Raw genomic sequence first — 423 nt, 5'->3', positions numbered from 1 at the left:
TGACCGAACCGGAGCTATCGCCCACGGCGATGGTGATGGTTTGGCCGTTAGCCAGCGAAACCACCAGCGGAGCGCCAGTTACCGGCGCTGTAACGGTCGCGGTGTAAACCACAGTGCCGCCTTCGGTGACCGAAGGGGTGGCAGTCAAGGTGACGGTCGAAGTGTCGATGGTATCGGTCACCGAAGTGACTGCTGGAGTCGAGCTGACATTCAGCTGCTCGAAATCGCCACCGGTGGTGCCGGTCACAGTCACGCTGACATTACCGGCGTCGACGTAGACGGTGTTGGCCGGTGCAGGAACGGTAATGCTGCCTTCGGTCTGGCCCTTGGCGATGGTGATGGTTTCACCATTGCTCAGGGTCACCTTCATCTCGGTGCCAGCCGGGTTGGTAAGGGTAGCGGTGTAGACGATGCTGCCGCCTT

General features: G+C 60.8%; 1 protein-coding gene. It reads right to left on the bottom strand.

All coding sequences use genetic code 11. The features are described 5' to 3' along the window. Positions 1-423: immunoglobulin-like domain-containing protein (locus F3J44_RS29465; protein WP_167278011.1), on the bottom strand; the 423-nt coding region annotated here is incomplete at both ends.

It is taken from the genome of Pantoea sp. Tr-811 (assembly GCF_011752535.1).
Classification (GTDB): Bacteria; Pseudomonadota; Gammaproteobacteria; order Pseudomonadales; family Pseudomonadaceae; genus Aquipseudomonas.
The sequence above is the reverse complement of the archived record's forward strand: the minus strand, read 5'-3'. Positions and strand labels throughout refer to the sequence as shown.